The sequence below is a fragment of the Candidatus Vagococcus giribetii genome (assembly GCF_017316185.1).
Classification (GTDB): Bacteria; Bacillota; Bacilli; order Lactobacillales; family Vagococcaceae; genus Vagococcus; species Vagococcus giribetii.
This window is the reverse complement of record NZ_JAFLVX010000032.1, coordinates 1-23391: the sequence shown is the minus strand read 5'-3', so window position 1 is coordinate 23391 and position 23391 is coordinate 1. Positions and strand designations below refer to the sequence as shown.

Here is a 23391-nt window from a genome sequence, read left to right as displayed (position 1 = left end):
AAGATGAAAGAAAAAAATACATTTCATATTAATGGTTATCTAGGTCTTTTAATTTTATTGTTTATGGTCATTGGTGGAGGTTGGCTTTTCTATCTCACTATTCTTAATGAAACAGTTGTCACTGGTATCTTCGGTGTCTTACTTTGGTTAATTTCTGGTTTATTTATTAGCTCTTTAACCATTGTTGGTCCAAACCAAGCAAAAGCTATTCTTTTCTTTGGTAAGTACCTTGGAACAATCAAGGATAATGGACTTTTCGTTACCACTCCATTAACTCAAAAAACGTTAATTTCACTTAAAGTGAAAAATTTTAATACAGCTTTACTAAAGGTTAATGATTTTGATGGTAACCCTATTGAAATTTCAGCTGTCGTTGTTTTTAGAGTTGTGGACACAGCAAAAGCTTTATTCTCAGTAGATAATTATTTAAATTTTGTGGCGATTCAAAGTGAAACAGCCCTTAGACACATTGCCTCTCAATACCCTTATGATACTTTTGAAGATGAGGATATTACTTTACGAGGAAATACAACAGAAGTGTCAGAAAAACTTAAAATAGAATTAGAAGAGCGCCTAGCTATTGCTGGTGTGGAAGTGATTGAAACACGATTAAATCATTTAGCCTATGCCACAGAAATCGCTAGTGCTATGCTTCAACGTCAGCAAGCTCGTGCCATTCTTTCTGCCCGCCAAACAATTGTTGAAGGAGCCGTATCAATGACTCAAATGGCACTGGAACAAATTGAACAAGGACAAGATATCGAATTCAACGATGATCGACGTGTCCAACTAATTAATAATTTACTTGTTTCAATTATCACTGATAAAGGCACACAACCAGTGATTAATACAGGAGATGTCAAAGATTAATGAGTACAGAAAACAACCAACTTTTAAGCGATCAAGTCGGCAATGAGTTGCGCTTAATTCGAAAAAAAGAACAATTAACAATTGAAGAATTAGCTAGTCTTTCTGGAGTTAGCGCCATTACTATTAGTAATATAGAGAACGGACGCTCCAATCCAACTCTAAATAGCCTATGGAAACTTGCGAATTCTTTACAGATTCCTTTAAGTAAATTACTTGGTTTTAGTCAAAATGAGACAACTATTTCTTCTGCTAATGAAAAAACACCATCATTCATTAATGATTTGGAAAATGGTTGGGTAGTCCAACCTGTTTTCCAAGAAGATAACGTTGAAGTTTACAGAGTTTGTTTAAAAGGCAAGTCTCATATAAAAAGAACTCATCAAACACAGAATTCAACGGAGATTGTCACTGTCATGACTGGGGAGTTAGAGTTAGTCGTAGGAACTAAGCACTATACCTTAAATACTTATGATAGCATTAATTTTGATTCAACCCTCTCTCATGAATACATCAATAACTCCACAAACGATATTTATTTAACTATTGTTGTAAAATACTAAAACATATAATATAATATGCAAAGCCATATTATATTATATGTTTTTTATTTTGGAAAGGAAGTTGTCAGTTGAAACAAAAAATTAATTACGCCTTACTTTTAGGCATTATACTAGTTGCTACTAATTTGCGAGCACCCATTACATCAGTAGGTCCATTAGTAGGAACCATTACAGAAGAGTTAAATTTAACAGGAGCACAAGCTGGGTTAATCACAACTCTTCCTCTCATTGCTTTTGCTTTAATCTCACCTATTGCACCTAAGTTAGCACGACGATTCGGCACTGAAAAAACGATTTTTATTGCCCTTGTCTTATTACTAATAGGCTTAAGCATTCGTTATATCCCTAGTATAGCTACACTATTTCTTGGAACTATTGTTTTAGGTTGTGGTATTGCCATTGGAAATGTCTTAATTCCAAGTATTGTCAAAAAAGAATTTCATCAACAAAGTGGCTTAGTTACAGGAGTTTACTCCGTTAGCATGAATTTAACAGGAGCGATTGCTTCTGGAGTTAGTATTCCACTTATTCAAAAGCTAGGCTGGACGTGGAATCAAGCACTTACTTTATGGTTAGCTCTTGTTTTAATCGCCTTAATTAGTTGGTTGCCTCAAATGAAACATAATCACATAGCAGAAACAACTGAAACAAACACTTCAGAATCTTCTATTTGGCAATCTCCATTAGCTTGGTCTATTTCTCTTTTTATGGGGATTCAATCCTTTATTTTTTATGTACTAGTTGCTTGGTTACCTCAAATGTTAATCAGTCAAGGCATACCTAGTGCTAAGTCAGGCGGTATGTTGTCATTACTACAGTTAACTCTCTTACCGACGACGTTTATTATTCCAATCGTAGCTGAGAAAAAAGAAAATCAAAAATCTCTTGTTATTGCTTCTTTTACTCTATTTACATTAGGAATTAGTGGTCTAATGTTTTCTAACTCTTTAGTTATTACAACTGCCATTATTTTTATCGGTATTGCTGGAGGTATTGCCTTTAGTTTAGCCATGATGTTTTTCAATTTAAGAACTACTACACCTAAAGAAGCGGCAGACTTATCTGGAATGGCTCAATCAATTGGTTATATCTTGGCAGCTATTGGTCCCTTTTTATTTGGGTTTTTACATGACCTAACAGGTAATTGGCAACCTTCTTTATTCTTATTGATTGGTATGACTTTTGTGTTACTCATTGTAGGACTACAAGCTGGTCAAAACAAAAAAATTAACTAAAAAAAAGAGTGATGTAAGACGTGTCTTACATCACTCTTTGTATATGCTATAAACTCTTGAATGTCTTAACAACATTTTCAACAGTAAAGCCGTAGTTTTCAATCACAGTGTTTCCTGGAGCACTTGCTCCAAAGCGATCGATTCCCATTACTTTACCATCTAAGCCAACATAACGTTCCCAACCAAATGTTGCTCCCATTTCGATTGATACACGTTTTGTGACAGCTTTTGGTAAAACTGATTCTTTATATGACGCTTCTTGAGCATCAAAGACCGCTGTTGATGGCATTGAAACAACTGATACATCAATACCTTCTTTAGCTAATTCTTTTTGAGCTTCCATTGCTAAGTTCACTTCAGAACCTGTTGCAATTAAGATACCTGCTGGTGTGCTCTCTTTAGATGGAGATAAAACGTAAGCTCCGCGAGCTACACCTTCATATGCTTTTTCTTTTGTTCCTTCTAAAACTGGTAAGTTTTGACGAGATAAAGCTAAAACAGTTGGTGTTTCTTTTGATGTCACGGCTACTTTCCAAGCAGCAGACACTTCATTACCATCTGCAGGACGGATTAAGTTCACATTTGGCATACTGCGTAGACTTGATAATTGTTCAATTGGCTCATGTGTTGGACCATCTTCCCCAACAGCAATTGAATCATGCGTTAACACATAAGTAACCGGTGCTTTTTGGATTGCTGATAATCTAACAGCTGGACGTAAGTAATCCACAAAGACAAAGAATGTTCCGCCATAAACGTGTGTTCCACCATGTAGCATAATACCATTCATTGCTGCTGCCATTCCAAATTCACGAACACCAAACCAAATGTTACGGCCTTCGTATTGTCCAGGTTCAAAGTCTTTTTCTCCAGCAATCATTGTATTATTTGAAGATGAAAGGTCAGCTGAACCACCCCAGAAATTAGGTAATACTTTCGCTAATTCTTGAATGGCTTCTTTACTAGTAATACGACTAGCAGATGAATCCCCTACTTCATAAACAGGTAGTGCTTTTTCTAAATCAACTTTAATGTCCCCTTCAAAAGCAGCTTCAAATTGCTCTGCTAATTCTGGGTAAGCTTTTTTATATGAAGCAAATAGTGCTTGCCATTCTTGCTCAGCTTTCTCACCTTTAACAATCATGTCTTCGTTAAAACGAGTTGCTACTTCTTCTGGAACTGTAAATGATGGGTAATCCCAGCCATAAGATTCTTTAGCAAATGCCAAACCGTCTGCTCCTAATGGGGCACCGTGAACTTTATTAGTTCCTTGATTTTTAGCACCAAAACCAATAATTGTTTTCACTTCGATAATAGTTGGTTTAGTTGTTTCTTCTTTAGCAGCTTCAATAGCAGATGAAATAGCTTCTAAATCGTTACCATCTTCTACTAAAATATGTTGCCAACCAGTCGCTTCAAAACGACCTTTCACGCTTTCACTAAATGATTTATCTAATGGACCATCTAATGAAATATCATTTGAATCATATAAAACGATTAATTTATCTAATTTTAAATGTCCTGCTAAGCTGATTGCTTCTTGAGAGACACCTTCCATTAAGTCGCCATCTCCACATAAAGCATAAGTGTAGTGATCAACAATCTTAAAGTTTTCTTTATTGTAAGTCGCTGCCAAATGAGCTTCTGCCATTGCAAAACCAACACTCATTGCAATCCCTTGACCAAGGGGACCTGTTGTTGCTTCAATCCCATCAGTATGCAGAACTTCTGGATGTCCTGGTGTTAAACTATCCCATTGACGGAAATTTTTAAGTTCTGACATTGGCAAGTTGTAACCAGATAAATGAAGTAAACTATATAACATAGAGGAACCATGTCCTGCTGATAAAATAAAACGGTCACGATCTACCCAATTTCTTGATGTGCTTGGGTTAACTTTTAGATGTTTAGTCCATAATGTATAAGCCATCGGTGCTGCTCCCATTGGTAAACCAGGGTGACCTGAGTTAGCTTGTTGAATCATGTCTAAACTAAGTGTACGAATCGTATTAACCCCTAATTGATCTATTGTATCGAACTTCATAAAACGAATCCTCCTATTTAGGTTTGTTTTACCTTTATTGTATTTTAACCCTAAACCTTGTTTTTAGCAAGTGTTTTGAAAATTAGTTCACTTCTATTGTCTTCCATGAAGCCCTTTATCTTTTTGAATTTCTTTTAATTTATCCGGTGTGACATCGTTTCCTTCTTGATCCACGACTTTCATTCCTTCAATATGATTTCTCATACCGCCTCTAAATCTTTGAAGATACTCTTGTCTTAAATCTGCTTGTTCTACCTTTTCCTCAGATGTTAAACCAGCTTCTGTTTTACTTTTTTTAGCTAATTCATTTATACGTGCTAATTTTTCTTTACTTAACATAATATTACCTCCCTTAATTCATCTATAATTTTAACTTAATTGGCACAAAAGCACAATATTTCGCCTCTCAAAAAAGCGAACACCCGTTTGATTTATTATCTAAATTATGTTACACTCAAAAAAAAGAAATGGAGAAAGCTTATGACAAAAAAACAATCTTCAAGACAAGTTGATGTCTTAAGGTATATTTATGAACAAGTCGAAGAAAGAGGCTATCCACCAACAGTTAGAGAGATTGGAGAAGCCGTCAATTTATCTTCAACATCAACTGTTCATGGACATCTGTCTCGTTTAGAAAAAAAAGGCTTAATTTTAAGAGACCCGACAAAACCACGAGCAATTGAGTTAACAGCTGAAGGTTTAGATGTTATAGGTGTTCGTCCAACAACCATTCCAATGTTAGGCGTTGTTACAGCTGGTGAACCTATTTTAGCAGTTGAAGAAGCATCAGACTTCTTCCCTCTTCCTCCAGATTTAAAATACGAAGAAAATAGTTTATTCATGTTAACCATTAGAGGCGAAAGTATGATTAATGCTGGAATCTTTGATGGAGATCATGTCATCGTAAGAAAACAAGCCAATGCTTCAAATGGTGATGTCGTTATTGCTATGACAGACGAAAATGAAGCCACTTGTAAGAGATTCTTTAAAGAAGCCACACATATTCGCTTACAACCAGAAAATGATAGTCTCGAACCTATCATTTTAAATGACGTTTCTATTCTTGGGAAAGTCGTTGGGTTGTACCGAAATCATATCTAAAAAAAATAAAGCGAAAAGCTTTATTTTTTTCTTTACAATAAGAACGTTTGTTTGTATAATAAAGATACGAACAAACGTTCTTGATATTTTAAGGAGTGATCAAAGATGGAAGCAATTAGAAGATATGCATTATTATTAATCGTTTTAGTTTTAGGTATTATTTTAGGAACACTAGGTTGGCAAGCGGCTTTGATTGTATTAACTCCCCTTGTCATGATTTGGCTAATGCTTTGGGATGAAAAAAGTTATAAAGTAAAACAATATAAACAATACCAAAAATACGCAAAAGATAATCCACATTATAGTTACCGTAACAGTCGCTAAACACAGTGACTGTTTTTTTATTGTTCAAAGAGTATAATGTAAAAGAAAACTAAATTTAGAAAGAAGGCTTTTTATGACTCAATCAACGATCGAATTAGTTCAAACTTTAACTAATATTCCCTCACCAACTGGTAGCACTAAAAAAATTATCCAACATATTGCTACTCTATTAGAAAAAACTGGTTATAAGATGACCATTAACCGTAAAGGAAGTTTAATCGTAACAGTTCCTGGTAAAGATAAAGACAATCATCGCTTTATAACAGCTCATATTGATACATTAGGGGCTATGGTTAAAGGGATTAAATCTGATGGTAGACTAAAATTAGATTTAATCGGTGGATTTAACTACAACTCTATTGAAGGTGAATACTGTACCATTCATACTCAATCAGGAAAAGAACTATCTGGAACTATTTTAATGCATCAAACAAGTGTCCATGTTTATAAAGATGCTGGATCTGCTAAAAGAAATCAAGACAACATGGAAGTTCGTCTTGATGAAAAAACATTTTCTAAAGAAGATACGGAAAAACTAGGGATTGCTGTTGGGGATTTCATTAGTTTTGATCCTCGTACGCAGATTACTGATTCTGGTTTTATTAAATCTCGTCATTTAGACGATAAAGTGAGTGCAGCTATTTTAATTCAATTTTTACTTAAGTTACAACAATCAGAAAACCTATTACCTTATACTACTCACTTCTTCTTTTCAAACAATGAAGAAATTGGATACGGTGGTAATTCAAATATTAATGATCGTGTCGTTGAGTACTTAGCCGTTGATATGGGAGCTATGGGAGATGACCAACAAACAGATGAGTACACTGTCTCTATTTGTGTGAAAGATAGTAGCGGTCCTTATCATCTTGATTTAAGAAATCATTTTGTTAAATTGTGCCAAGAACATAATATTCCTTATCAATTAGATATTTACCCATTCTACGGCAGTGACGCTTCTGCTGCTATGAAAGCTGGAGCAGATGTTAAGCACGGTTTAATTGGTGCTGGTATCGAAGCAAGTCATGCCTTTGAGCGAACACATATTGATTCTATTAACGCTACTGAACAATTAATAGAAAAATATTTATTTAGTAATTTATGTTAATTTTAAAAAAGACACCTGATATTAATAATAAAAAATAAACTCTTTCCTTGACCTTTTATCAGATAAGAAGTATGGTTAATACATAAGCTTATATTATAGTGTGGTTTTTTGAACCACGATGAGCAAGCAGAAAACAGAATGCTTAAGTCTTATGTCTGTTGTTTAATTCAGAATAGCTTCTTCTATTCGATTAAAATCTGCGATATCTCTATTTGTAAGTTTATGGTTCGTCACTTAAAAAATGCTGACATTCATTTTTTAAGCGCATGATAATCGACAGGCTCAATTCTCGATTAACACTGCAGAACTAAATAACGAACCGAATTAAGATTTTATTCTAAAGGAGGAAGATTATTTATGTCAGTAGTATTAAAAGCAGAAGAAAGAGCGGTTAGACCACGATCTATCCGTAAAAAGTTAAGAGAAGAAGGAAGAGTACCTAGCTCAGTTCATGGTAACAAAATGGGAAATATTTCATTTTCAGTAGATGCCCACGAACTTGACAAGGCCATTCGTGAAAACGGCTTAAACGCTGTTTATACTCTAGATTTAAACGGTAAAAAGATTAGTACATTACTACACACTTACCAACTAGACACTTTTTCAAGAGCATGGATTCACGCTGAATTCTTAGCAGTAGACATGAACGAAGAAGTTGAAGTTGAAGCTGAATTAACTTTAGTTGGAACGTCTAAAGGCGTTAAAGCTGGTGGTGTTCTTGAGCAAAACTTGTACGCTGTTATGGTATCAGCAACTCCTGATAAATTACCTGAACGTGTCGAAGTTGACATTACTGAAATGGCAATCGGAGACGCATTAGTGATTGGTGATTTACCAGCACAAGATGGCTTTGTTATTGTTAACGACTCAGAAGAACAAATCTGTGCGGTTACAGAAGTAAGTGCTGCTGAAGAAGAAGCAACTGCAACTGCTGGTGAACCTGAAGTTATCACTGAAAAACCAGCTGAATAAAAGACTTTTTAGACTACTCTTTAAGGAGTAGTCTTTTTTTGATTATAAAGAATCATTAAAGTATTTATAAAATTAATAGGATTACTATAGTCTTATCTGAATATATGATAAAATGACGTAGATTTAATAAACTTACTAGGAGTGTTAATTTTGATCGGAATAGATAAAATGAACTTTTTTACGCCAAATACTTATATTGATTTAGTTAAATTGGCAGAACACCGAGGAATTGATCCTAACAAATTCACAGTTGGAATCGGACAATCTAAAATGGCAGTCCCAACGATTACCCAAGATACTGTTTCAATGGGAGCTAATGCTGCTCTTCCTATTTTAGATGCTACAGACTTAGGTAAAATTGACTTAATTGTAGTCGGAACAGAAACAGGTATTGATGAATCAAAATCTTCAGCAGCCTTTATCCACCAACTACTTAATATCCATCCCTTCGCTAAGTCAGTCGAAGTGAAACAAGCATGCTACGGAGCAACAGCTGGATTAATGATGGCAAAAGATTTTATTACCACTCACCCTGGCAGAAAAGCTTTAGTTATCGCATCAGATATTTCAAGATATGGCTTAGCTACTTCTGGTGAAGTAACTCAAGGTGCTGGTGCAGTGGCGATGTTAATTAGTGAAAATCCTAGAATTTTAGAACTTGAAGATGTTTCTGTTTCTATGACTGAAAGTATTTTTGATTTCTGGCGTCCAAACTATACAGATACTGCTATTGTTAATGGCAAGTTTTCAAATGAAGCTTATGTTAACTTTTTCTCAACTATTTGGGAGGAATTCTCTAAAAGAACTAGCTATTCATTAGCAGATTTCAATGCTTTTTGTTTCCATTTACCTTATAGTAAAATGGGGAAAAAAGCACTCTTACCTGCTTTAGAAAATGAATCTGAAGACGTTCAAAAGCGTTTAATGTCTCACTATGATTTATCGACTACCTATACAAAAAACATTGGTAACATCTATACAGGTTCGTTATACCTTAGCTTGATGTCTTTATTAGACAGTGACGAAAACTCTTTAAAATCTGGAGATTTAATTGGTTTCTTTAGTTACGGATCAGGCGCTGTAGGTGAAATTTTCTCTGGTAGATTAGTTGAAGATTATGACAAACATCTCTTAAAAGAAGCTCACCAAGATATGTTAAATAATCGTTATGATTTATCTATTGAAGAATACGAAACTATCTTTACTAAAGAATTACCTAAAACAGATGGCACTCACCCACTTAGTGAAGCTAAGTATGATAAGAGCCACTTCTACTTATCAAGTATTACGGATCACCAAAGACATTATAACGAACGCCAATAAGGAGAGTTACCAGTGACGAAGCAAACCAAAAAATTCTATCAACAAACACGATTGGAACGCTTAACAACTTTAACAAGTGAAGGCCACCTATCAGAAAATAATCAAGCACTCTTTATTGATAGTCCTCTTTTAAAAGAAGATGTTGCTAATTCACTGATAGAAAATCAAATTAGTCAATTTCACTTACCACAAGGTGTTGCGCTTAATTTCACTATTGATGGTGAGAACAAAATAATTCCTATGGTGGTTGAGGAACCTTCTGTGATTGCAGCATGTAGTAACGCAGCCAAAATAGCGAGTCGAAATGGTTTTACAACCATACTTGAAAAAAGAGAATTGATTGGTCAAGTTATTCTCAAGCAAGTCCCTTGTATTGAAGAAGCCAAACAATTAATTGAAACTCATGTAGATACTTTATTGGTCTTAGCTAAAGAAGCCCACCCTTCTATTCATCAACGAGGTGGTGGTTTGAAAGAAGTAAGAGTATCTATTTTAGAAGATCACACTCTCACCTCTGAACAATTTTTAACAGTTTACTTAATGATTGAAACAAAAGACGCTATGGGAGCTAATATCATTAATACTATTTTAGAAGGTGTTACCCCTTTTCTAGTTGATTTAACAAAAGGAACGGCTCTTATGTCTATTTTAAGTAATTTCAATACAGATGCTCTTGTTAAAGCGACTTGTCAAATTCCTTTTGACGATTTAACAACGTCTACTTACTCAGGGAAAGAGTTAGCTCAAAAAATTGTCGAAGCTTCGATTTATGCCAAGTTAGACCCTTACCGAGCAGCAACTCATAATAAAGGTATTATGAACGGGATAGACTCTGTTGTGATTGCTACAGGAAATGACCCTCGTGCAGTCGAAGCCGGTGCTCATGCCTATGCTAGCCGTAATGGGCGCTATGAAGGTATGACAACATGGTCTATTGACAAGAAGTGCTTAATAGGTGAATTAACATTACCTATGGCTGTTGGAACAGTTGGTGGTGCCATTTCTGTTTTACCAATGGCAAAAGCAAATCTCGAACTACTCAATGTCTCTACTTCAGAGGAATTAGCTCGTGTCATTATTTGTGTTGGACTAGCTCAAAACTTTGCTGCTCTAAGAGCTCTTGTATCTGAAGGGATTCAAAAAGGACATATGAGTTTACACGCAAACTCATTAGCTATTCAAGTTGGTGCTGAAAATGAAGAGATTGAAGAAGTCGCTCGACTTCTGCGCGAGTCTCCTATTATGAATTCAGCTTTAGCGACAAACTTATTAGAACAAATCAGAAAATAAATCATTACAAAGACCAATTATCACTATTTCGTGGTAATTGGTCTTTTTTTCTAGGACTTACGTCTGATTTACTTAGTTCTTTTTTAAGATAAAATGAAAGGGTATAACAAAAAACAAAGGAGTTTTTTACTTATGTCAAAGAAAAAGAAAATTATTTTAGGAATTGTTTTAGGTATTATCGTTTTGGCCATTGGCGTAAAACTATTATTCGGAGGAAAAGCAAGCGACAAACCTGTTGCTGAATCTAACATCGAATACTATACAGTCGAAGATGTGGAACAGGTTTTTATCAATGGAATAGTCACACCAACTGAATCAAAAGAATTTATCAAAGATGCAACACTGGGTAAATTAGGTGATTTAAATGTCAAGAATGGTGACAACATTGAAAAAGACACTGTTTTATATCAATATGTTGATGAAACAAGTGATAATCAAATTACTGAATTAAAATTCCAAATTGAGTCAACTCAAGCAGAAAAAGAAAAAGCTGCTAGACAAATGCAATTAGAATTAAATGAATTAGGGCAAAATAAAGAAGCCACTAATAATGCAAGCACACAAGAAAGTATTTCTTTGAAATATGATTTAAATAGCTACGATATCAAAATGGGACAATTACAAAGTCAAATTGATGAACTTTATAACAAACAAGTTAATCAAGTAACTGCCCCATTTAGTGGACAAATCACTATTGCACAAGAACAAAACAGAGATAGTGCTATCATGACTTTAACATCTAATGATTTTTACGTTGAAGGTGAAGTCAATGAGCGTGATTTAAGTAAAATCAAAGTGAAACAACCAGCTGAAGTTAGAACAATTGCTGACAACAAAGTATATCAAGGGGAAATTACTTACATCTCTACCTCTCCAACAACTGCTCAAACGAACCAAGCAGGAGCAAATCAGGGTGGTTCAACTGGTGCTTTATCAACATACACCGTTAAATTAACTTTAAAAGACGGTCAAGATGTTAGAACAGGTTTTCACGTTCAGTCTTCTATTAAGCTAGATGACAAAAAAATTCAAATTCCAGAAAAGGCTGTTCATACTGATGAGTCTAATAAGCAAAAATACGTGTTTGTTGATGACTTTGGTACTGTGCTAAGAAAAGATATTAAAGTCTCTGAAGCAGCCGGTGAAAAGGGAATGGTTATCGTTGATAGTGGACTAGAAGGTCTTGATAAAATTATTGTCAAATCCGATAAAGAACTTAAAAATGGTGAAATTTTAGATAATGCAGGAGCAGAAATGTCTGGGGAGATGAATTAATATGACTGAAGAATTGAGACAAGAAGAAACCCTTGCTGCTTCTTCCCCACTCATTGAAATGACAGGCATCAATAAATACTATCCTGTAGGTAAAAATCAATTACATGTGCTTAAAAATCTGAATCTGACAATTGAGCGCGGTGAGTTTTTAATGATTATGGGAAAATCAGGAAGCGGTAAAACGACTTTAATGAATATTATTGGTTTTTTAGACCAAACATCTGATGGTTCTTACATTTTTGATGAACAAGATGTATCACAATTAACGGAAAATCAAAAATCTGAATTAAGAAATAAATACATTGGCTTTATCTTTCAACAATTTTTCCTCATTCAATCACTTAATGTATCACAGAATGTGGAACTTCCAATGGTTTATGAAGGTCAGAAAAAAGAAAGCAAACGGAAAAAAATTGCCGAACACTATTTACAATTAGTCGGACTTGAAGGAAAAGAATCGTCTAAAACAACAGAACTATCTGGTGGTCAACAACAACGTGTAGCAATTGCTCGTGCCTTAGTGAACGAACCCCTACTTATTATGGCTGATGAACCTACTGGTGCCCTTGATAGTGAAACTAGTGCTGACATTATGAATATTCTTAGCGACTTAAATAAAGAAGGTAAAACAATCGTTATGGTTACTCATGATAACGATATGAAAAAATATGCCTCTCGAGTTGTCTACATGAAAGATGGTCTCTTTTTAACAGAGGAGGAATTTAATCATGCTTAAAAACCTACTCCTAAGTACTTTCTTAAGTCTTAAAGCTCATAAACTAAGAGTTTTCCTGACAATGGTTGGAATTATTATCGGAATCAGTGCTGTTGTAACTGTTTCGGCTATTGGTGAAGGAATGAAACAAAGTAGTTTAGAGCTTCTTGAATCCTCTAATGCCGATACAATTCGATTAATCTATAAAGTAGATGCTGAAGATGAATCTGCTGTCGCAAGCCAAGAATTTGATAACTTTGCCTTTAACATGTCTGATTTAAAAATGTTAAGAAAAATTGATGGTATCGATAACATCAGTGCTGATTATAGTTATGGATTTGGTGGTCCTGAAGGCATTCAAGGAAACTTTTCATTTTTTGAAACTCAAACAGGTGGAGAGATTCAAGCTTACAAAAAACCAGACCCAAATGTTGTTTTTGGTTCTGACTTTTCAGAAAATGACTTAGATAAAAATAATATTGTTCTTTCTTATGATGCGATGCTTTATGGGTTAAACATTAAGGACCCTAAAGATATTATTGGAAAAGCCATCGACGTGGATGGACAAAAATTTCAAGTCATTGGTGTGAAGAAAAAAGTTAATATGGACGAAATGATTACTGATGGATCTATTTTTAGTAACACGGTTCCTAAAAAAGCCTACAATGATTTGGCAAAGAACAAACCAATTAATGCTATTAAATTAAAAACCAAAAAAGATGCTGATCGTATGATGATTATCGATGAAGCTAATGCGCTACTAAAAGATTATCATCCCGAATTAGTCGGTAATTTTGAAGAAGATCGAAGCAACGAAACATTCCGTAAACAAATGGAAGATATGATGCAAGCAATCATCACTGGATTACTCTTTATTACAGCTATTTCCTTATTAGTTGGTGGTATCGGAGTAATGAATATCATGTATGTCTCTGTGTCTGAAAGAAAACGTGAGATTGGTATTCGTCGTGCTATTGGAGCAAAACCTTCGAATATCTTACTTCAATTTTTACTTGAAGCTGCTTTTATCACTCTGATTGGTGGAGTGATTGGCGTACTCCTTGGCTCTGGTATTGCTAGTTTAATTTCTGTTGTCGTTCCAGATGTCAAAGCTATTGTGAGTCCGCAAATGGCTCTTATCTCTGCTGGCATTTCTGCTGGTATTGGTTTAATTTTCGGGGTTATCCCCGCTGTCAATGCAGCTAAAATGGATCCAATTAAAGCTATTTATCAGTAAATATCAAAAAACCTTAAACAGTTCATCCTGCTTAAGGTTTTTTTGTTATAAGTTTAAAGTAAACACATTCTAAAATAGTTTCATCACTTAACACTCTATCGTATTTGTTAAGTAATTGTTGATAGTAATGAGAATGAATATTATACCAATTTTCATAACTTCCATCACCTTCATCAATGGCAAATCTTTCAGTAACCTCTCCAAATGGTATAAGCTCTACAGTTGTCACATCAACTTGACATACTTCTTCTGCCCATCCGTTTTGAATAATCCACCGATCATTGAGACTTGTTTTGGGTTTAGTCATCAATTCCTGTAATTCTTTTAAAGAGGAGGTGGCTATCTTGACTCCGTCTAAAACTAAATGAGCTAAATATGTTTGTTCATCACGTTCTGAACCAAATCTAACAACCTTTTTCATCTTAATGCTCTCCTTAAATAAAAAGACTAGAACTTTTTTGTTCTAATCTTTTTTGTCTTTTTCTAAATATAGAATAAATTCTCTGACGGGAAGATTGGATCACTTGTAATATCCATTCCCAATCGTTTTAAAATTTGTTCGTCATCTTTATTTAACATGACTGTTGAATGTGCCTGGGTACCTTCTAATGAAGATAATTTCTCATAAGCAATTTGTGCAGTTGGATTAGTTACTGCACTAATTGATAAAGCAATTAAGACTTCATTCGCATTTAAAGCTGTGATTTTACTATGTAAATCAACCACTTTTGTTTTTTGAATAGTTTCTAATATAACTGGTGATAATAGTAAAATTTCATCACCAATGTTAGCTAAATACTTAATTGAATTCAAAATAGCAGCTGCTGATGAATCCATTAGGCCAGTTGAGCGGCCTGTAATTATTTTGCCATCAGGTAACTCAAAAGCCATAACAGACACAGGCGTAATTCCTAGTTCATTGTTGCCATGTTTTAGCTTTTCAGCGTACTCTCTGGCTGGCAAAACGGGGTTTCTGTCTTCTTTTTTAAGTTCCATCTCTTCCATGATAACTTGAATACGACTAACCACATCGTCATCAACCATTCCACGTTTGTAGAAACATTCCGTATCGAAGCAACGACGAATAATTTCCTCTTTAGAAGCTTCTTTAATCACCTCATCATCAATGATGCCAAATCCAACACGGTTAACTCCCATATCGGTTGGGGACTTAAATACTGATTCTTTTTTAGTAATTCTTTCAATAATTCGCTTAATCACTGGGAATGTTTCAATATCACGGTTGTAGTTTACTGCCACTTCACCGTAAGCATCAAAATGATACGAATCAATCATGTTAACATCTTTTAAATCAACTGTTGCAGCTTCATAAGCAATGTTTAACGGATGTTTTAATGGCACATTCCAGACTGGGAATGTTTCAAATTTAGAATACCCTGCCACACGTCCCAATTTACTTTCATGATAAATTTGGCTTAAACTTGTCGCTAACTTACCGCTTCCTGCTCCAGGTGCTGTCACAACGACGATTGGTTTTGTTGTTGGGATGTATGGATTTTTACCAAAACCTTCATCGCTAACAATTTGATCGATATTATACGGATATCCCTCAATAGCTTCATGAGTATACACTTTAATATCTCTTTTTTCTAGTTTATTAATAAATACTTTTGTCGCAGGCTGGCCACTGTAACGCGTGATTAATACACTGTTAACTTTTAACCCATACTCTGTAAATTCATCAATTGATTTCAGAATATCCATGTCATAAGTAATCCCATAATCACCACGGATCTTATTACGTTCGATATCTCCTGCATAAGCACAAATAATCACTTCTGCTTTGTCTTTTAACTTTTGAAGGATCTTAATTTTTGAATCTTCATCAAATCCAGGTAAAACGCGCTTGGCATGCTTATCTCCAATCAACTTGCCACCAAACTCTAAATATAGCTTATCGTAATCATTTACTCTTTCTAAAATATATTTTGATTGTTCTTCAATATATTTTTTAGAATCAAATCCAATTTTCTTCATGTTGATCCCTCCATTAATTATTCAAGAAACTATTATATGTCATATTAGCTCCTCTGCCAACTTATAACTACCGTTTTTTTAATTCTTTAAAAACTCCTTGTGTATAACAAGCAACACAAAAGAGATGGACTCTCTAGGAGCCATCTCTTTTATCAACTAATTTTCTTTGGCTAATTTAATAGATAGTTTCTCTAACATATCTACAGTCATTTTATCCAAATCATAGATTGGTGAAAATTGCCACTCATCTTTTGCAACATGACAATCTAAAGTATCTGGCCAAGAATCAGCAATACCTTGTAATTTTGGATTAACGTCATAAGTCATTGTAAAATCAGGCATTACTTTTTGAATACTTTCTTTTATTTCTTCAGGATCAAATGACATCGCTGAAATATTAAAAGCATTACGGTGAATCAATTGCTCTTCAGGAGCTTCCATTAAGTCTACAATCGCATTGATAGCGTCAGGCATATACATCATATCCATCACTGTCCCTTTACCGATAGGACACACGTAGCTGCCATTTTTAAGAGCTTCATAATAAATTTCTACAGCATAGTCCGTTGTTCCCCCACCTGGTAATGTATCATATGAAATAAGTCCAGGGAAGCGAACACCACGCGTATCTACACCAAATTTAGTATGATAGTAGTCACACAATAATTCACCAGCCACTTTTGTAATACCATACATAGTTTTAGGACGTTGTAACGTGTCCTGTGGTGTATTGATTTTAGGTGTTTCTGGTCCAAAGGCACCAATTGAGCTTGGTGTAAAGAATTGTAAATTTAATTTTCTAGACACTTCAAGAGCATTCATTAAACCACTCATGTTAATATGCCAAGCTATTTGCGGTTTATCCTCTGCTACAGATGACAGTAGTGATGCTAAATGGATCATTGTATCTGCTTCAAATTCTGTAGCTAATGCTAACATTTTTTCTTCATCAAGAACGTCTAATACTTCAAATAATCCTTCTTCAACAACTGGATGGCCTTCTGGCTTTCTAATATCTGTTGCTAAAACATTATCTAATCCTTTTTCTTGTCTTAGTCGATACACTAATTCAGAACCAATTTGACCTAAACAACCTGTTACAATAATTCTTTTCATGATTTTCCACCTTTATGGTTAACTAGATTATTCCCATTTCTTTTCCGACTTTTTCGTAAATCTTCACAGCTTTATCTAACATCTCTTTTGTATGTGCTGCTGTTGGCATATTTCTCACACGACCTGTTCCAAGAGGTACTGTTGGGAAAACGATTGGCTTCACATAAACGCCTTCTTCAATCATGCGTTTAGCAAATGATTGAGCTAACTTTTCGTCTCCTAAAATAACTGGAGTGATTGGTGTTTCAGATTGACCAATATCATAACCAATCTCTTTTAATTTCCCTTTGAAATAATTGGCATTATCCCATAATTTTTCCACATGACTTGGGTCTGTTTCCATTAAATCAATAGCTTTAATCACAGCAGCAGAAGCTCCAGGTGTTAAAGAAGTTGAGAATAGGAATGGACGAGCTTGTGATTTCAACCAATCAATCAATTTTTGTGACCCAGCCACATAACCACCAACAACACCAATGGCTTTAGAAAGTGTTCCCATTTGGAAATCAACTTTATCAGATAAACCAAATTCTTTAACCGTTCCAGCTCCGCCACCTAAGACACCAGAACCATGAGCGTCATCTACATACACAATTAAATTGTATTTTTCAGCAATTTCCATAATTTCAGGCATTTTAGCAACATCGCCATCCATTGAGAAAACACCATCAGTAATATACATTACTTTTTTATATAAACCACTTTCTACAGCGGCTTTTGCTTTTTCTTCTAAATCTGCCATATCAGAATGTTCTACACGAATGATCTTAGCACGTGACAAACGACATCCATCAATGATTGAGGCGTGATTTAAGCTATCTGACAAAATAGCGTCTTCTTTGTTCATTACTGCAGAAATAGCCCCCATGTTACAGTTAAAACCAGATTGGAAAGCAATAGCTGCTTCTGTTCCTTTAAACTTAGCAATTCTTTCTTCTAACTCACGATGAATTGCTAACGTTCCATTAATCGTTCTAACAGCACCTGCTCCAACACCATATGTTTCAGTTGCTTCATTTGCTGCCTGAATCAAATCAGGACGTGTAGCAAAACCTAAATAGTTATTAGAAGCAAGATTGATTTTCTTCTCACCATTGATCATAATTTCTGGGCCATTAGCACCTTCTAAGACATCAATTGTTGAATACAATCCTTTTGTTTTTAAATCTTCTAATCCCTCATCTAAGAACTTTTCAAGACTTGGACTCATAAAACTCATATACGAAAACCCCCTGATTTTTTATAAATCTAGTATAACATTTTTTCCTAAATCAACTACCAATTAAGTGAGTTTTCTACAAAATAGGCCGATTATTCAGACGCCTCATTGACACAAGCATTGATAAAACCGCTAAATAATAACTGGGGTCGATTCGGGCGAGAGATAAGCTCTGGATGGAACTGACTAGCAACAAAGTATTTTTTATCGCTTAACTCCACAATCTCAACTAATTTACCATCTGGTGACACACCAGAGAACGTCATACCATGTTCTTCAAACATCGGGCGATACGTATTATTAAATTCATAACGATGACGATGTCTTTCTTCTACGACTTCTTGATTATGATAAGCTTTTGCTGTCGTAGTACCTTCTTTAATCACACATGGGTATAAACCTAAGCGAAGAGTTCCTCCAAGGTTTTCTACATCTTCTTGATCTTGCATTAAATCAATGATTTTATTAGACGTTGTTGGATTTGTTTCACCAGAATCGGCATCTTCAATCCCAATAACATTTCGAGCAAACTCCACACAAGCCATTTGCATTCCCAGACAAATTCCTAAAAACGGCACATCATTAACTCTGGCATAACGAATAGCTTCGATTTTCCCTTCTAAACCACGATCGCCAAAACCTCCAGGAACTAATATACCTGAAACATCTTTTAATAACTCATCACTATTGTCTTTTGTTAATTCTTCTGCTTGAATCCACTTAATATCAATATCACTATCATGCTCAAATCCTGCATGTTTCAATGCTTCTACAACAGATAAATAGGCATCAGGCAACTCCACATATTTACCAACTAAAGCAATCTTCACTTGTTTTTTGAGACTTAGTACTTTTTGTTCTAAAGCCTTCCACTCTGTCATATCTGCAACTGGTGCATCAATTTTTAAATGATCACACACTAACTGATCCATACCTTGAGCTTGTAAATTAAGCGGGATAGAGTATAGTGTGTCCACGTCTAAAGATTCAATAACTGATTCTTTTGATACATCACAGAACTGAGCTAATTTGTCTTTAGTTCCCTCACTAATAGGTTGCTCTGTTCTTAGGACTAAAATATTAGGTTGAATACCTAAGCTTCTTAGTTCTTTCACACTATGTTGTGTCGGTTTTGTTTTCATTTCACCAGCAGCTTTTAAATAAGGGATTAAGGTTGTATGAATATACATGACATTATCAGACCCAACTTCTGCCTTCATTTGACGCAATGCTTCTAAAAATGGTAGTGACTCAATGTCTCCAACCGTTCCACCTACTTCAGTAATAATAATATCTGAATCAGTTGTTTCAGCCGCACGCATCATTTTCTCTTTAATCTCATTAGTAATATGTGGAATAACTTGAACAGTTGCTCCTAAGTAATCACCTTTACGTTCTTTCTTAATGACCTCTGAGTATATTTTTCCTGTAGTGACATTTGAGTATTGATTTAAATTAATATCAATAAAACGTTCATAATGGCCCAAATCCAAGTCCGTTTCTGCTCCATCATCTGTCACAAAAACTTCTCCATGTTGGTAAGGACTCATGGTCCCTGGATCAATATTAATATAAGGATCAAATTTTTGAATTGTTACTTTCAACCCTCTATTTTTTAGTAGTCGCCCTAAAGATGCAGCTACAATCCCTTTTCCAATCGATGATACGACGCCACCTGTTACGAAAATATACTTTGTCATACGTTTTCCCTCTTTCTTTCGTTGTTTGGAAAAGCCATAGAAAAAACAAAAAAAGCTCCCCTATTCATTTAAGAATAAGGGAGCAACTATGTTCTCGTTCTATTCTGACCCTATTAAAAGGGTGCCCATTGAACATAATACCGATTCAAAAGGCATTTGTCAATTTATTTTTTTAACTAAGAGAAATAATTTTAGCCATGATAGTTTCATCAATAACATGTAAATTTTCATTATTGTTTAGCTTGATGTGTTTGATAGCTGGATTTTCCTTTGCCCATATATCATAATCCAATGTCTCTTCGCATTTTTCATCATAATGAGGACACATACTACCTTCAAGAAGACCTAATCCATCTGTTGTCTTCTTCTCTGACCTCATCTTTTCAAACCAACACATGGCACCAGCACTAATACCTATAACAAGAATGCCCATAGCCACACACTTGATGATTATTTTATCAAATCCTGTTGTTTTCCAGGTCTCAACTAAGTAATGAGGATCACCACCACCAATATAAATAATATCCATCTCTTCAATACCAACTGATTGTTCCAAATCTTCTGCTTTCAACACATAGGTCTCATGCTCACTAAAAGCCTCTTTAAACTTGTCGATATAACCTTGAGCATCATGACTAGCTGTTGGTACAAAAACTATTCTTTTCTTACCTTTGTTCTGACACAAATTTAAAGCAACTTGATCAATATAAGAATTGGTTTCAGTAGAAAAACCACCACCAGATAATAGCATTAATTGTCCTTGAGTCATTCAATCACCTCAGTCTGTTTATCAATTTTTTATTCTTGTGGAGTCACATGATCAATTTGAATGTCATCAAGTGTCACAAGTACATCGTCTTCTTTAGTCGCTGCTTCAAAACTCACTTGATCGCCCTCAGCTAGAAACATACTATAAATATTATTTTCTGTACTGATTCTAAAGACTTGGTTTTGTCCTTCTAACATGAAAGAAATCGTTTCACTACCATCTGTTGTCGTGTGGTTAACTCGAGTAACTTTTCCTTTAAAGGACGTTAATGAGCCTTTTTCTGTGTTTTTATTGTTACTACCTTTAAGGTTTAGTTTCATTTTGTAGGCTTGTAGTGTTTTTTCAGCGTCAGTTCCATCAACTAACACATCACTATCTGTAGCTGAAATATACACATAGCCTTTAAAAATCCCATTCGTATCTAGTAACGAAATAATCCACGTTGGCACGCCTTCTACATTATAAAGAATCGGCATTTTGGCTTCCCATTTTTTCTCAGGATAAATCTTTTCAGAAATAGCGATAGCACCATCACTATCCATCATACCCTTATTATCTCGGTAAAATTCCATGGTACCAGTTCTAGCATTAATCAAACTGTAGCCTAGGGCACTATCTTGTTTTTCATCATCACTAGTAAAATCTGTAAAGTAGAATAATTCTCCTGATTTTGAGACTAAAGGTGTCACTGCTCCTGATGAGTAAATTCCATTAGTTGTCGGTTCTTTCACGTCATCTTTTGAAAACAGACTATTCAACCAACCCTTACCATATTTACCATAGTAATTATTCATACTACTTGCAACAGCACTTGTTAATGGAGCATCAATTTCTTTAGGCACATCTTTTAAATCATAAACCTTCGTTTCCCCCGTCACACTATTTAGCACTGCTGTTTTAAAATCATCGTATCGTTTTTTACCACTTAAGCCATATTCTTTGTATAAAGATTGGACATAATAAGGAGTTCCGTCATCTCCAATTTCCAAGTTAACAGCACCAGTTCTCGTTAAATTAGATGATTTCCCATAAATCTTTCTTTCAGCATCTTGCCATAAATAACTACTTGGTACGTAATACATTTCTTTTTCTACAAATTCAGGTTGTGCATTGATATCTGTAGCACTTATTTTAAAGTAACCAGGAATTTTTTTGTATTTATTCCACTTCCAAAAGCTGCGATACTCTAAACCAGAAATATAAACATACTCTCCGTCGATTAGTTGAGCTGTTGTTGTTCCAAGTTGGTACCCACTATAATTAGGTACACTACTCATCATTTTTTGCATTTTATTGCGGGCACTTTTTATAGACATAGCAATCGGTGTTTCTTTTGTAGATTTCAATTCTTCAGTTTGTTCTACCTTTTTAACTGGTATGGTTTCATAAATTTCATCAATACTTAAAATCTTAATCACAGGTACACTCACTAGAAAAAGCACCATCAAAAGAATGGAACCAATAAACAAGCGACTCATTTTTGATTTTACTATCACTACTTTTGCTTTTTTACTCTTCGTATCTTTAATTACAGATTGCTTAGATAAAGAACTAAGTAAGCTAACCCCATTTCCCAAAATAAAACCTAACAGATTATAAAATAATAACTGATTTAGGGATTGGGATGGTAAAGCAAAATATATAAAGATAAATAGCCCTATCAGATAGACAAGACTCACCTTAATACTTCTACTTACAACCTTTTTCATTTCACTTCCATTCGGTCTAAAGAATACACCTAAACCAATTCCTAGTAGAAATCCAATACTAAATTTTAAGGTTATGACGATTAAATCTAAACTCATTTTATTCACTCCTCCATCATTGATAACACATACTATTTTATCAATTATAACATTGATACACATCAGTCCAAAGTCTCTAACTATCTAACAACATATTATTGATTTAACTCATTAATTATCAGTATAATTATACTAACCTTAACACTCTACTTTAATAGGAGGAAAAGAGATGTCTTTATCAACAAGTCGATTACTATTACGCCCCGTACAAGAAGAAGATTTATCTGATTTTTTGAATTTTACTCTCAAGAGAAAGTTTGTCAGTATCTACCTAACGCCCCTTGGACTAAAGAAAATAAACATAATGCCTTTGACAAAAAGAAAAAACATCAAAATTCAACAAGCTTTTCCGTTGTTTACCAGGATAAAGTCATTGGCGAAGTCTTATTAATGACAGCAGATATGAAAGACACCTTTGAAATAGGTTATGTGTTCCATCCCCAGTATGCTCGTCAAGGATTCGCTTTTGAAGCTATTTCAGCTATCATTGAAGAAGTCTTCACTCATTTTAATGCACATAGAGTTTACGCTAATTTAGATACTAGAAATATAGCATCAAAAAAACTTTGCGAGAAACTAGGTATGAGACAAGAAGCCTATTTTATTGAGGATTATTGGAGTAAAAATGAGTGGACTAATAGTTATATTTACGGCATTCTAAAAAAAGAATGGTTAAAAAAAAAGAAACTGTAGAATAAATTATTCTACAGTCAGATTGAAGACAAACTAG

The 23391-nt window shown here is 34.6% G+C and carries 22 protein-coding genes and 1 pseudogene; 14 read left to right on the top strand and 9 right to left on the bottom strand.

Annotated elements, in window-relative coordinates; genetic code table 11:
* The first annotated feature begins 3 nt into the window (after positions 1-3).
* The 3 genes from DOK76_RS11365 (at position 4) to DOK76_RS11355 (ending at position 2665) form a co-directional block, all read left to right on the top strand.
* Entirely contained in the window at positions 4-870 is an 867-nt protein-coding gene (locus DOK76_RS11365; protein WP_206967861.1) for an SPFH domain-containing protein, read from the top strand.
* Positions 870-1430, top strand: coding sequence for a helix-turn-helix domain-containing protein (locus DOK76_RS11360; RefSeq protein ID WP_206967859.1), 561 nt, complete (start codon positions 870-872; stop codon positions 1428-1430). Before DOK76_RS11365 ends, DOK76_RS11360 begins: the two co-directional genes overlap by 1 nt.
* A gap of 68 nt (positions 1431-1498) precedes the next feature.
* Positions 1499-2665: a CynX/NimT family MFS transporter gene (locus tag DOK76_RS11355; RefSeq protein ID WP_206967857.1), complete on the top strand. Its 1167-nt coding sequence runs from the start codon at positions 1499-1501 to the stop codon at positions 2663-2665.
* 46 nt (positions 2666-2711) lie between these two features.
* Here DOK76_RS11355 and tkt read toward each other — a convergent pair whose 3' ends face one another.
* Both tkt and DOK76_RS11345 read right to left on the bottom strand, forming a co-directional pair.
* Positions 2712-4709, bottom strand: coding sequence for a transketolase (gene tkt / locus DOK76_RS11350; RefSeq protein ID WP_206967856.1), 1998 nt, complete (start codon positions 4707-4709; stop codon positions 2712-2714).
* 93 nt (positions 4710-4802) lie between these two features.
* Positions 4803-5048, bottom strand: coding sequence for a DUF896 family protein (locus DOK76_RS11345; protein ID WP_206967855.1), 246 nt, complete (start codon positions 5046-5048; stop codon positions 4803-4805).
* A 141-nt stretch (positions 5049-5189) separates the two neighbouring features.
* On the opposite strand from DOK76_RS11345, the gene lexA reads away from it, so the two are divergent.
* The 9 genes from lexA to DOK76_RS11300 all read left to right on the top strand — a co-directional run bounded on the left by lexA (position 5190) and on the right by DOK76_RS11300 (position 14054).
* Complete coding sequence (gene lexA, locus DOK76_RS11340; RefSeq protein WP_206967852.1) at positions 5190-5810, top strand: transcriptional repressor LexA; 621 nt, start codon at positions 5190-5192, stop codon at positions 5808-5810.
* 105 nt (positions 5811-5915) lie between these two features.
* On the top strand, positions 5916-6134 hold the full coding sequence (locus tag DOK76_RS11335; RefSeq protein WP_206967850.1) for a hypothetical protein: 219 nt from the start codon (positions 5916-5918) through the stop codon (positions 6132-6134).
* A 73-nt stretch (positions 6135-6207) separates the two neighbouring features.
* Positions 6208-7242, top strand: a complete 1035-nt coding sequence (locus tag DOK76_RS11330; RefSeq protein ID WP_206967849.1) for a M42 family metallopeptidase — start codon at positions 6208-6210, stop codon at positions 7240-7242.
* Positions 7243-7599: 357 nt separating this feature from the next.
* Complete coding sequence (locus DOK76_RS11325) at positions 7600-8214, top strand: 50S ribosomal protein L25/general stress protein Ctc (protein ID WP_206967847.1); 615 nt, start codon at positions 7600-7602, stop codon at positions 8212-8214.
* A gap of 147 nt (positions 8215-8361) precedes the next feature.
* The gene (locus tag DOK76_RS11320) at positions 8362-9537 is read left to right on the top strand and encodes a hydroxymethylglutaryl-CoA synthase (RefSeq protein ID WP_206967944.1); all 1176 of its coding nucleotides are present in this window, start codon (positions 8362-8364) and stop codon (positions 9535-9537) included.
* 12 nt (positions 9538-9549) lie between these two features.
* Positions 9550-10827 (top strand): hydroxymethylglutaryl-CoA reductase, degradative, encoded by a 1278-nt coding sequence (locus DOK76_RS11315; protein WP_206967845.1) that lies wholly within the window; start codon positions 9550-9552, stop codon positions 10825-10827.
* 132 nt (positions 10828-10959) lie between these two features.
* Positions 10960-12102: an efflux RND transporter periplasmic adaptor subunit gene (locus tag DOK76_RS11310; protein ID WP_206967843.1), complete on the top strand. Its 1143-nt coding sequence runs from the start codon at positions 10960-10962 to the stop codon at positions 12100-12102.
* 1 nt (position 12103) lies between these two features.
* A complete protein-coding gene (locus tag DOK76_RS11305) occupies positions 12104-12838 on the top strand; it encodes an ABC transporter ATP-binding protein (protein WP_206967841.1) in 735 nt (244 codons plus the stop codon).
* Positions 12831-14054 (top strand): ABC transporter permease, encoded by a 1224-nt coding sequence (locus tag DOK76_RS11300; RefSeq protein WP_206967839.1) that lies wholly within the window; start codon positions 12831-12833, stop codon positions 14052-14054. Before DOK76_RS11305 ends, DOK76_RS11300 begins: the two co-directional genes overlap by 8 nt.
* Before the next feature lie 31 nt (positions 14055-14085).
* Here DOK76_RS11300 and DOK76_RS11295 read toward each other — a convergent pair whose 3' ends face one another.
* The 7 genes from DOK76_RS11295 to DOK76_RS11265 all read right to left on the bottom strand — a co-directional run bounded on the left by DOK76_RS11295 (position 14086) and on the right by DOK76_RS11265 (position 22661).
* Positions 14086-14475 carry an ASCH domain-containing protein gene (locus DOK76_RS11295; protein WP_206967838.1) on the bottom strand — a complete coding sequence of 130 codons (390 nt, stop codon included), beginning with the start codon at positions 14473-14475 and terminating at the stop codon, positions 14086-14088.
* Between the two features lie 62 nt (positions 14476-14537).
* Entirely contained in the window at positions 14538-16052 is a 1515-nt protein-coding gene (locus DOK76_RS11290) for a DUF1846 domain-containing protein (RefSeq protein WP_206967836.1), read from the bottom strand.
* 156 nt (positions 16053-16208) lie between these two features.
* A complete protein-coding gene (locus DOK76_RS11285; protein ID WP_206967834.1) occupies positions 16209-17168 on the bottom strand; it encodes an L-threonine 3-dehydrogenase in 960 nt (319 codons plus the stop codon).
* Positions 17169-17190: 22 nt separating this feature from the next.
* Positions 17191-18378 (bottom strand): glycine C-acetyltransferase, encoded by a 1188-nt coding sequence (locus DOK76_RS11280; RefSeq protein WP_206967942.1) that lies wholly within the window; start codon positions 18376-18378, stop codon positions 17191-17193.
* 101 nt (positions 18379-18479) lie between these two features.
* Entirely contained in the window at positions 18480-20087 is a 1608-nt protein-coding gene (gene pyrG / locus DOK76_RS11275; protein WP_206967832.1) for a CTP synthase, read from the bottom strand.
* A gap of 172 nt (positions 20088-20259) precedes the next feature.
* On the bottom strand, positions 20260-20856 hold the full coding sequence (locus tag DOK76_RS11270) for a Type 1 glutamine amidotransferase-like domain-containing protein (RefSeq protein ID WP_206967830.1): 597 nt from the start codon (positions 20854-20856) through the stop codon (positions 20260-20262).
* Between the two features lie 29 nt (positions 20857-20885).
* On the bottom strand, positions 20886-22661 hold the full coding sequence (locus DOK76_RS11265) for a DNA-binding protein (RefSeq protein WP_206967828.1): 1776 nt from the start codon (positions 22659-22661) through the stop codon (positions 20886-20888).
* 169 nt (positions 22662-22830) lie between these two features.
* Here DOK76_RS11265 and DOK76_RS13180 point away from each other — a divergent pair, with 169 nt between their 5' ends.
* Together DOK76_RS13180 and DOK76_RS11260 are read left to right on the top strand one after the other, a co-directional pair.
* A complete protein-coding gene (locus tag DOK76_RS13180) occupies positions 22831-23052 on the top strand; it encodes a hypothetical protein (RefSeq protein ID WP_242542295.1) in 222 nt (73 codons plus the stop codon).
* Positions 22950-23354 (top strand): annotated as a pseudogene (locus DOK76_RS11260) (GNAT family N-acetyltransferase); the annotation flags it as partial. The gene DOK76_RS13180 and the pseudogene DOK76_RS11260, both read left to right, overlap by 103 nt.
* Positions 23355-23391 lie beyond the last annotated feature (37 nt).

Bases quoted from the DNA above. Each gene is read 5' to 3' on its own strand.
- lexA (WP_206967852.1), top strand. From the start codon at position 5,190: ATGACAAAAAAACAATCTTCAAGACAAGTTGATGTCTTAAGGTATATT.
- DOK76_RS11295 (WP_206967838.1), bottom strand. From the start codon at position 14,475: ATGAAAAAGGTTGTTAGATTTGGTTCAGAACGTGATGAACAAACATAT.
- DOK76_RS11280 (WP_206967942.1), bottom strand. From the start codon at position 18,378: ATGAGTCCAAGTCTTGAAAAGTTCTTAGATGAGGGATTAGAAGATTTA.
- DOK76_RS13180 (WP_242542295.1), top strand. From the start codon at position 22,831: ATGTCTTTATCAACAAGTCGATTACTATTACGCCCCGTACAAGAAGAA.
- pyrG (WP_206967832.1), bottom strand. From the start codon at position 20,087: ATGACAAAGTATATTTTCGTAACAGGTGGCGTCGTATCATCGATTGGA.
- DOK76_RS11285 (WP_206967834.1), bottom strand. From the start codon at position 17,168: ATGAAAAGAATTATTGTAACAGGTTGTTTAGGTCAAATTGGTTCTGAA.
- DOK76_RS11345 (WP_206967855.1), bottom strand. From the start codon at position 5,048: ATGTTAAGTAAAGAAAAATTAGCACGTATAAATGAATTAGCTAAAAAA.
- DOK76_RS11310 (WP_206967843.1), top strand. From the start codon at position 10,960: ATGTCAAAGAAAAAGAAAATTATTTTAGGAATTGTTTTAGGTATTATC.
- DOK76_RS11360 (WP_206967859.1), top strand. From the start codon at position 870: ATGAGTACAGAAAACAACCAACTTTTAAGCGATCAAGTCGGCAATGAG.
- DOK76_RS11325 (WP_206967847.1), top strand. From the start codon at position 7,600: ATGTCAGTAGTATTAAAAGCAGAAGAAAGAGCGGTTAGACCACGATCT.
- tkt (WP_206967856.1), bottom strand. From the start codon at position 4,709: ATGAAGTTCGATACAATAGATCAATTAGGGGTTAATACGATTCGTACA.
- DOK76_RS11265 (WP_206967828.1), bottom strand. From the start codon at position 22,661: ATGAGTTTAGATTTAATCGTCATAACCTTAAAATTTAGTATTGGATTT.
- DOK76_RS11335 (WP_206967850.1), top strand. From the start codon at position 5,916: ATGGAAGCAATTAGAAGATATGCATTATTATTAATCGTTTTAGTTTTA.
- DOK76_RS11300 (WP_206967839.1), top strand. From the start codon at position 12,831: ATGCTTAAAAACCTACTCCTAAGTACTTTCTTAAGTCTTAAAGCTCAT.
- DOK76_RS11305 (WP_206967841.1), top strand. From the start codon at position 12,104: ATGACTGAAGAATTGAGACAAGAAGAAACCCTTGCTGCTTCTTCCCCA.
- DOK76_RS11290 (WP_206967836.1), bottom strand. From the start codon at position 16,052: ATGAAGAAAATTGGATTTGATTCTAAAAAATATATTGAAGAACAATCA.
- DOK76_RS11365 (WP_206967861.1), top strand. From the start codon at position 4: ATGAAAGAAAAAAATACATTTCATATTAATGGTTATCTAGGTCTTTTA.
- DOK76_RS11270 (WP_206967830.1), bottom strand. From the start codon at position 20,856: ATGACTCAAGGACAATTAATGCTATTATCTGGTGGTGGTTTTTCTACT.
- DOK76_RS11330 (WP_206967849.1), top strand. From the start codon at position 6,208: ATGACTCAATCAACGATCGAATTAGTTCAAACTTTAACTAATATTCCC.